The organism is Microvirga sp. KLBC 81, assembly GCF_003075415.1.
GTDB lineage: Bacteria > Pseudomonadota > Alphaproteobacteria > Rhizobiales > Beijerinckiaceae > Microvirga.
Genome location: NZ_QDAH01000056.1, coordinates 22,540 through 31,751, shown reverse-complemented (window position 1 = coordinate 31,751; position 9,212 = coordinate 22,540). Strand labels below are relative to the sequence as shown.

The window sequence follows — 9,212 nt, the reverse complement described above, 5'->3', positions numbered from 1 at the left end:
ACATAGGCCTGGGACACCAGCAGGGACGCGTCCCGCAGCTCGGGCACGCGACGGTCCGGGCGATTGTGTGCTGTCATGGAAAACTCCAGCCTGGATGATGGAAATGGTGAGAGGGATATAGGCGCTGAGGCCTCTCCTGAATACCGCGCTGTACGCTGGTCTGGGTTGCCGCCGGATATGGGCGTCGCCGATCCTACACAAATCCGCGACTTTGAGAATGTTTGCGACTTAAGGATGAACTCCAATCGCATTGCTAAGCCGTATAGCGCCCTTACCTTGTCTTGACCGGCTTCGTGGGGGGTTCCACCATGCCGTCCGATAAAGGCAGGACCAACCTGCCCCTCGAACCACACAGGGAAGGGATACGATGCGAGTTCTCAAGCCAATTCTGTTTGCCCTAAGCTGCACTGTTGCGGCGCAAGTGGCCTATGCCCAGCAAGCCTCCGACGGCGTGGTCAAGATCGGCATTCTGAACGATCAATCCGGCGTCTATGCCGATTTCGGAGGCAAGTCCTCCGTGGAAGCCGCTCGCATGGCCGTTCAGGATTTCGGCGGCAAGGTGCTGGGCGTTCCGGTTGAGATCGTCAGCGCCGACCACCAGAACAAGCCCGACGTGGCCGCCAGCATCGCGCGCCAATGGTACGATACGGAAAAGGTCGATTCCATCATGGAGCTGACGACCTCGTCAGTCGCGCTGGCGGTTCAGGGCCTTTCCAAGGAAAAGAAGAAGATCACCATGACGACCGGTGCGGCAACGACCGACCTCACCGGCAAGCAGTGCTCTCCTTACGGCTTCCACTGGGCCTATGACACCCACGCACTCGCCGTCGGCACCGGTGGCGCGCTGGTGGAGAACGGCGGCAACAAGTGGTTCTTCCTCACTGCGGACTATGCCTTCGGCTACTCGCTCGAGGAGCAAACCTCCAAATTCGTGAAATCGAAGGGAGGCCAGGTTCTCGGAGCGGTCCGTCACCCGCTGGCGGCCACCGACTACTCGTCCTTCCTGCTGCAGGCCCAGAGCTCCGGCGCCAACGTGGTCGGCATGGCCAATGCGGGTCTCGATACGGCGAACGCCATCAAGCAGGCCTCCGAGTTCGGTATTACTCAGGGCGGCACCCGTCTTGCGGCCCTTCTCTTCACCCTCGCCGAAGTGAAGGGCCTCGGGCTCAAGGCCGCGCAGGGCCTGACGCTCACTGAGGGCTGGTACTGGGATCAGAACGACGAGAACCGTGCCTTCGCAAAGCGCTTTATGGAGAAGACCGGCCGCATGCCGAACATGATCCATGTGGGCACCTACTCCACCGTGACGCAGTACCTGAAGGCGATCCAGAAGGCCGGAACGGACGCAACTGAGCCGGTAGCCAAGGCCCTGCACGAAATGCCGGTCCAGGACGTCTTCACCAAGAACGGCAAGGTTCTGCCCAACGGCCGCATGGTCTATGACATGTATCTCTTCCAGGTGAAGAAGCCAGAAGAGAGCAAGAGCGAGTGGGACATGTACAAGCAGCTTGCCACGATTCCTGGCGATCAGGCGTACATGAAGGCTGCCGAAAGCGGCTGCCAGCTCACGCAGTAACTCTGAGAAAGCACGGCGAGGACGGTTTGCGCCGCCCTCGCCGTTTTATTCGTGACCTCTTTATCGTTCGGGATCAGCGGCCGGCACATGGTCAGTACTCAACCGATTTTGAGCGCCACAGGCCTCACCATGGAATTTCGCGGCTTCGTCGCGGTGAAGGATGTGACGCTGTCTGTCAACGAAGGAACGATCCACGCCTTGATCGGCCCAAACGGCGCCGGCAAGACCACGGTCTTCAACCTTCTCACCAAGTTTCTCACGCCCACGCGTGGGCAGATCCACTTTCGTGGAAACGACATCACGCGCCTGAAGCCCGCCGAAGTGGCGCGCCTCGGCCTCGTGCGCTCGTTCCAGATCTCCGCCGTGTTTCCGCACCTGACCGTGCTCGATAACGTGCGCGTCGCACTGCAGCGGCCAGAAGGCCTCGCGACGCAGTTCTGGCTTCCGTCCAGCAGCCTCTCGGTTCTCGACGAGCGCGCGATGGAATTGATCGACGCGGTCAACCTCTCGTCCTACGCGCATCTGACAGCATCGGAATTGTCCTACGGCCGCAAGCGGGCCCTTGAGATTGCGACAACGCTCGCCCTCGATCCGGCCATGCTCCTTCTCGACGAGCCCATGGCCGGCATGGGACATGAAGATATCGGGCGCATTGCCGATCTGATCCGTCGCGTTGCCAAGAACCGCACGGTTCTGATGGTGGAGCACAATCTGAACGTCGTTGCCGATCTATGCGATCGTGTTACCGTTCTGGCACGTGGCGAAATTCTTTCCGACGGAACATACGCCACCGTCAGCGCCGATCCGCGCGTGCGTGAAGCCTATATGGGGACTGAGCATGAGTAACGCGCCTCTCCTCGAAATCCGCGGGCTGAATGCCTGGTACGGCGAAAGCCATGTTCTTCATGGCGTCGATCTCGACATCCGCGAAGGCGAGACCGTGACGCTGCTTGGCCGTAACGGTGCGGGCAAGACCACGACATTGCGCGCCATCATGGGGATTCTTCGCCGCCGCGAGGGCGTGATCCGCATGCGCGGCAAGGACCTCATCGGCCTTCCCCTTCACAAGGTGGCGCAGGCAGGTATCGGCTACGTGCCCGAGGAGCGTGGCATTTTCGCCAGCCTCAACGTTGCCGAGAATTTGATGCTGCCACCGAATGTTTCGGAAGGCGGAATGAGCATTGACGAGATCTACACGCTTTTCCCCAACCTGCATGAGCGCCGCTCGAGTCAGGGCACGAAATTGTCGGGCGGTGAGCAGCAGATGCTGGCGATTGCCCGAATCCTGCGCACAGGCGCAAAGATGATCCTGCTCGACGAGCCAACCGAGGGTCTTGCCCCCGTCATCGTTCAGCGCATCGGCGATGTTCTCGTAGCTTTGAAGAAGCGCGGCATGACCATTCTGCTCGTGGAGCAGAATTTCCGCTTCGCACGGAAAGTCGCCGACCGCTTCTACCTCATGGAGGATGGGCGCATGGTCAATTCCTTCCCCGGCCATGAACTCGATGCCCGCATGGACGAACTCCACGAAGTGCTGGGGGTGTAAAGTATGAGCACGATTTTCGGCGTCCCCGCCCCTGCCCTTTACGGGCAGATCCTCATCGGCCTGATCAACGGCTCCTTCTACGCCATGCTCAGCCTTGGTCTGGCGGTAATCTTCGGCCTGCTGCGGGTGATCAACTTCGCCCACGGCGCGCAATACATGCTTGGCGCCTTCGCGGCCTATCTCCTGCTCACCTATGTCGGTGTCGGCTATTGGCCGGCTCTTATTCTCGCTCCCCTGATCGTTGGTGCGGTGGCGATTGTCATCGAGCGTTTCATGTTGAGACGTCTCTATGGCATCGATCCTCTCTATGGGCTCCTGCTGACCTTCGGCCTGGCTCTTATTCTGGAAGGCGCCTTCCGCCATTGGTTCGGTGCGGCCGGCAAGCCTTATGCGCCTCCGGCTGAACTTACCGGCGCACTCAACCTCGGCTTCATGTTCATGCCGATCTATCGCGGCTGGGTGGTCATTGCCTCGTTGTTCATCTGTATCGGCACATGGCTGCTGATCGAGAAAACACGGCTTGGCGCTTACCTTCGCGCTGCAACGGAGAATGCCACGCTTGTCCAGGCTTTCGGCGTGAACGTCCCTCTTCTTCTGACCCTCACCTATGGCCTGGGTGCCGCGCTTGCCGCGCTAGCAGGTGTATTGGCCGCCCCGATCTATCAGGTCAGTCCCCTGATGGGCACGAATCTCATCATCATCGTCTTTGCCGTGGTGGTGGTCGGTGGCATGGGGTCGATCCTCGGCGCCATCGTGACCGGCTACGTTCTCGGCGTTCTGGAGGGCCTGACCAAGGTCTTCTACCCGGAAGCCTCGAGCATCGTTATCTTTGTAATCATGGCCATCGTTCTGCTCGTCAGGCCGGCAGGTCTCTTCGGGCGGGAGGAGTAATATCATGGCTGTTGGAGCCCAATATCTTGCTGAGCAGCCCAAGCTGCGCACCACCTCGCTTGTGGCAGGCGCCATCGCCGTGGCAGCTCTGCTCGCTGCACCGTTCTTTCTCTACCCCGTCTTCCTGATGAGCATTCTGTGCTTCGCGCTCTTTGCCTGCGCGTTCAACCTGCTCATCGGCTATGTGGGCCTCCTGTCCTTCGGCCACGCTGCCTTCTTCGGCGGCGCCGCCTACTTCACTGCCCATGCGGTCAAGGTATGGGGATGGGAGCCTCTCTCAGGCATTCTGCTCGGCATGGCTGGCGCTGCCGGCATGGGCCTCATCATCGGCTTTCTTGCGATCCGCCGTCAGGGCATCTACTTCTCGATGATCACCCTGGCGCTCTCGCAGATGTTCGCTTTCATCTGCCTTCAGGTGCCATTCACCCATGGTGAGGATGGCATTCAGGGCGTGCCACGAGGGAATCTGCTGGGCCTCATCGATCTTAACCAGCCACTCGCGATGTACTACCTGACGCTCGCGATCTTCCTGTTCGGCATCTTCGCCATATGGCGCATTGTGAACTCGCCTTTCGGCAACATTCTCAAGGCGATCCGTGAGAACGAAAGGCGCGCCGTCTCGCTCGGCTACAGGGTCGATCGCTACAAGCTCGGTGCCTTCGTGATGTCTGCGGCACTCGCGGGGCTGGCTGGAGGCACGAAAGCTATCGTCTTTCAGTTCGCCACGCTGACCGACGTGCAATGGCAGATGTCGGGCGAGGTCATTCTCATGACCCTTCTCGGCGGCATCGGCACCATGGTTGGCCCTATCGTCGGAGCGGGCCTGGTCATTGCCCTCCAGAACTATCTGGCTGCCTATGATTTTCCCGTGACGGTGCTGATCGGCATCATCTTCGTGATCTGCGTGCTGCTGTTCCGCCGCGGCATTGTGGGCGAGATTTTGGAACTCCTGAAGCGCAAGCCCAAGGGCACTGTTTAAGAGCAGCGCCCGCGGCAATCGGTTGAGGCGTGTCATGTCAGAGAACACCACGTTTGATTACGTCATCGTCGGAGGAGGTTCAGCAGGCTGCGTTCTCGCGAACCGCCTCTCCAGGGATCCCCGCAACTCCGTCTGCCTTCTGGAAGCCGGCGGAAAGGACAATTGGATCTGGTACCACATTCCGGTTGGCTACCTGTTTGCCATCGGCAATCCTCGCTCCGACTGGATGTTCAAGACGGAGAGCGAACCTGGCCTCAATGGACGCGTCCTCAACTATCCACGTGGCAAGGTGCTCGGCGGCTGCTCAGCCATCAACGCCATGGTCTACATGCGTGGTCAGCGCGAGGACTATGACAACTGGCGGCAGATGGGCCTGAAAGGCTGGGGCTGGGATGACGTGAAGCCGATCTTCCGGCAGCACCTGGATCATTACCTCGGCGCAGGTGAGCATCACGGCGCAGGTGGAGAATGGCGCGTCGAAGCCCCCCGCACGCGCTGGGAGATCCTCGACACCTTCATCGAAGCCGCGGTTCAGGCCGGCATTCCCCGCACGACAGATTTCAATACCGGCAGCAACGAGGGCATCTCGTATTTCCACGTCAATCAGAAGAGCGGTCGGCGCTGGTCGGCCGCACGTGGCTTCCTGAGACCTGCCCTGTCTCGCCCCAACCTCAACCTGGAAATCAATGCGCACGCCACGCGCATTCTCTTTGAAGATAATCGGGCTGTGGGGGTCGAGATCCTGCAGAACGGCGCTCTCCGCCGCATTCACGCCCGCAAGGAGGTCGTTCTCTCAGCTGGAGCCGTCGCGTCGCCCCAGCTTCTGCAACTATCCGGCATCGGCGATGGCAACCTCTTACAGCAGCATGGCATTCCGGTGATCCAGCACCTGCCGGGCGTCGGCGAGAATCTGCAGGATCATCTGCAGCTGCGTCCCATCTACAAGGTTCACGGCGTCCGCACCCTCAATGAGGATTACCGCTCGCTCGTGAAAAAGGGATTTATGGCGCTTGAATATGCCCTGTTCCGGCGCGGCCCGCTGACAATGGCGCCATCCCAGCTGGGCGCGTTCACCCGCTCCTCTCCCGATTATGCCACGCCGAACCTGCAGTTTCATATTCAACCCCTATCGCTCGACAAGTTCGGGGACGATCCGCACCCCTTCCCTGCTTTTACGGCGAGCGTCTGCAACCTCCGGCCCACGAGCCGCGGCAGCATCAGGATTCGCAGCGGTGACGCCTCTGATGCACCGTCGATCCGGCCAAATTATCTGTCGACGCCGGAGGATCAACAGGTTGCAGTGGATTCCTTACGCTTGGTCCGCCGCATCGTCTCGATGCCGGCGCTTCAGAAATACCGGCCCGAGGAATACAAGCCTGGCGCTCATCTCAACACGTATGAAGAGCTTCTCAACGGCGCTCGCGATATTGGCACCACCATCTTCCATCCGGTCGGAACGGCAAAGATGGGCATTGAGACCGACCCGATGGCGGTGACGGACGAGCGGTTGAGGGTTCGGGGCGTTGAGGGACTTCGCGTGATCGACGCCTCGGTGATGCCGACGATCACGAGCGGCAACACCAACTCGCCAACGCTGATGATCGCGGATAAAGGCGCTGCCATGATCCTGGAGGATCAGTCTCACACAGTCGAAGTCCTCAGGCAGTCTGCCTGAGGCGAAATTTTATAGATATCAAGTCGAAGCGTGCTCATCCGCAGGCAGATGGCTTGAGGCCCAAATGGCAGCCTGAGTCCTGTTCTTCGCGTGAATTTTGCGCAGGATGGCCTTCACGTGAACTTTCACGGTTGCTTCCGTGATATCGAACTTGCGCGCAATGAGCTTGTTCGAGTCTCCCTCCATGAGGCACCGCAGAATGACGGTCTCACGAACGGATAGACCTTTGGTCTGGAAGGTTCCGTCAGGTACCTTTTCAGCACTCTGCATCACTGTCTCGCCATCCGCGCGAAGTGCATGCTCGCGCAGCAATTCGAGGACGACGGAAGGGAACACGACCTCTCCGAGCATGACGAGATCGAGCGTTTTGACCAAAACCTCACAGGAAACAGACTTGATCAGATAGGCATCCACGCCCGCTTGGAAAGCCGTGATGATCTGCTTGAGATCATAGTGATCGACCAGCATGAGCACACGAGCGGAGGCATACTGGTCCTTGAGCTGCCGAACCTGGCCGCAGGCTTCATCATGATCGCGCGCGCCATCCATGATCAGAAGGAACGGGGTGGCGCTGGTTTCCCAGCCTGCTAGGGCTTCATCAAAGTTAGCCGCCAATGCGACAGGGCTGTAAGCGGTTTCAGCCAATATCCGCTTCAAGCCTTCTCGCAGGAGAGTATTGGGCTCAACGAGAAGCGTAGGCGTTGTCTGGGAATTCATGTAGGAGATCTGGGGAGAATCTGACGCGCGCGCCAATTCCAGGTATCTGGAATGCCCAACGTCTCTCGTGAGCGGCACACCTGAAAGGGAGGAGCCATCAAGATCGTAGGTTTTCCTCATAGGAGAGCCTTTCTGGTCCTGAGTCCGACAACGAGAGAAACAGAAACATTCCTTTAGGTAAATTAGCTTATTATCCCCGCAACAACAATGGCCTTCTATTCACATCTCTTAAAACTTTGTTAAAGAAGACAATATTAGCGCAATGTTATTACGACAAAATACATACTGAACAACTCCACGTTCAGCCCTGACTACCATGTGAACAACCGTCTCCGGGTCGCGAATCAGGCTCATACTTATTTGATCGACCTATGTCATACGGCTCGAATTTGAGCTAAAGAGCCAATGGGCCGTCAGGAAATTATGTCTTCCAACCACCCATCTGGAAATACCCTCAATTGGAACTAAAATAACATAGCGCTCACCAAGAGGCGGTCTGCAGATTACGATGAGATGTTACTTTAACCTAGTTAGTGATGAAGAGACGATGCTCGACGATGAGGGCGTCGAGGTGAGAGACTTGGATCAAGCTTGGGCTCAAGCTCTCAAAGCCATCGCGGAACTCCGCGAAGAAGCGGAAGGCGACTTCATCGAATGGGATCGCTGGCGGTTGGAGGCGACCGACGCCAAGGGAAAAGTTCTGTTCTCAATCAAGCTCACATATGGCCTACACTGAGAACAGCACGTTTCCGCATCACTTTTCAGACTAGAAGATTTTCAGCAGCGACGCGTTTTGATGTGCTGTGCGATCGCCGGTCTGGAGCCAAGATGCCTCTTGGCCCGAGCCTGACAAATGATTGACAGCCCACATAGCAGCCTGCGTGCGGTTCGCCACGCGGATCTTCCGCAGGATAGCCTTGATATGAACCTTGACGGTCGCCTCAGCCACGTCGAGCTTACGTGCAATGACCTTGTTGGGCGCACCTTCCATCAAGCATTGCAGAATCTCGGCCTCTCGGCTGGACAATGTACGAATGACGGAATCCTTGGCATCCATCAAGCGTTCTGCCTGAGGAAGCGACATCATAATCGATGAACTTTCTCTTTGCTCAATAGCCACTTCGCTTGAGGGCATAATAGCATTCAGGAGAGCGGAAGATGGGAACACCACTTCCCCCAGCATCACGAGGTCAAGGTACTTGATCAGCGCCTCGCATCCTGTTGTTGCAAGACAATAACCGTCAGCGCCGACTTGAATGACAGTCTTCATCTCTTCGAGATCGAAGCCATCTGCCAAGACAATAACATGCGCATCAGAATGCTGGCCTTTCAGCTCTCTGATCACATTGCTCATCCCGTTCGGATAGAGATTGCTATCAATGATGAAGAGCAGTGACAAACTACCATACAGTTGGGGCAGTACCGTGCTCCTGCAACTCAGATCTTCAGGATGCACTTTATAGCGGGTACTTGATAGAATGTGTTTGATTCCCTCGCGAAGCATAGAATTCTTGCAGCCCAAGATCGTCGTGATCTGCAGCAGATTTGTCATACGAGGAAGCCTTTTCCGCAAAGATTACCTCCGATTATACGAGCGCATCGGCAATGAGCTACTGCAGCAAAGGGAGTATTGGATACCGCTTAGGGAGTATCTGCAGCTATCATCGGCTAACAACAGCGCTGGATGACGCTGAAATGACTGGCATTTTGGGAACAGCTCAGCTTATCCACCGGCGGAGCGACAAAGTGAATACCTTTGGTGCGTCGCAGCATGTGAAAGGCAATTTCGTATAAGCGGTATCGCGCGCTCTTCTTGAGGCCAAGGCAT

9 protein-coding genes are annotated in these 9,212 nt (G+C 57.7%); 7 read left to right on the top strand and 2 right to left on the bottom strand.

Annotated features, from left to right (window positions below):
* Positions 1 to 367 precede the first annotated feature (367 nt).
* From DC522_RS24530 to DC522_RS24505, 6 genes are all read left to right on the top strand, one after another.
* Positions 368 to 1,576: an ABC transporter substrate-binding protein gene (locus DC522_RS24530; protein ID WP_116531229.1), complete on the top strand. Its 1,209-nt coding sequence runs from the start codon at positions 368 to 370 to the stop codon at positions 1,574 to 1,576.
* An 87-nt stretch (positions 1,577 to 1,663) separates the two neighbouring features.
* Positions 1,664 to 2,422, top strand: a complete 759-nt coding sequence (locus DC522_RS24525) for an ABC transporter ATP-binding protein (RefSeq protein WP_116531228.1) — start codon at positions 1,664 to 1,666, stop codon at positions 2,420 to 2,422.
* Complete coding sequence (locus DC522_RS24520; RefSeq protein WP_116531227.1) at positions 2,415 to 3,122, top strand: ABC transporter ATP-binding protein; 708 nt, start codon at positions 2,415 to 2,417, stop codon at positions 3,120 to 3,122. Before DC522_RS24525 ends, DC522_RS24520 begins: the two co-directional genes overlap by 8 nt.
* A 3-nt stretch (positions 3,123 to 3,125) precedes the next feature.
* A complete protein-coding gene (locus tag DC522_RS24515) occupies positions 3,126 to 4,013 on the top strand; it encodes a branched-chain amino acid ABC transporter permease (RefSeq protein WP_116531226.1) in 888 nt (295 codons plus the stop codon).
* 4 nt (positions 4,014 to 4,017) lie between these two features.
* A complete protein-coding gene (locus tag DC522_RS24510) occupies positions 4,018 to 4,992 on the top strand; it encodes a branched-chain amino acid ABC transporter permease (protein ID WP_116531225.1) in 975 nt (324 codons plus the stop codon).
* 34 nt (positions 4,993 to 5,026) lie between these two features.
* A complete protein-coding gene (locus DC522_RS24505; protein WP_116531224.1) occupies positions 5,027 to 6,667 on the top strand; it encodes a GMC family oxidoreductase in 1,641 nt (546 codons plus the stop codon).
* Between the two features lie 18 nt (positions 6,668 to 6,685).
* On the opposite strand, the gene DC522_RS24500 is transcribed toward DC522_RS24505, so the two are convergent.
* Positions 6,686 to 7,384 carry a response regulator transcription factor gene (locus DC522_RS24500; RefSeq protein WP_165820293.1) on the bottom strand — a complete coding sequence of 233 codons (699 nt, stop codon included), beginning with the start codon at positions 7,382 to 7,384 and terminating at the stop codon, positions 6,686 to 6,688.
* Between the two features lie 508 nt (positions 7,385 to 7,892).
* Here DC522_RS24500 and DC522_RS24495 point away from each other — a divergent pair.
* Entirely contained in the window at positions 7,893 to 8,120 is a 228-nt protein-coding gene (locus DC522_RS24495) for a hypothetical protein (RefSeq protein ID WP_116531222.1), read from the top strand.
* Between the two features lie 30 nt (positions 8,121 to 8,150).
* On the opposite strand, the gene DC522_RS24490 is transcribed toward DC522_RS24495, so the two are convergent.
* Positions 8,151 to 8,936 carry a response regulator transcription factor gene (locus DC522_RS24490; RefSeq protein ID WP_116531221.1) on the bottom strand — a complete coding sequence of 262 codons (786 nt, stop codon included), beginning with the start codon at positions 8,934 to 8,936 and terminating at the stop codon, positions 8,151 to 8,153.
* Between the last annotated feature and the right edge of the window lie 276 nt (positions 8,937 to 9,212).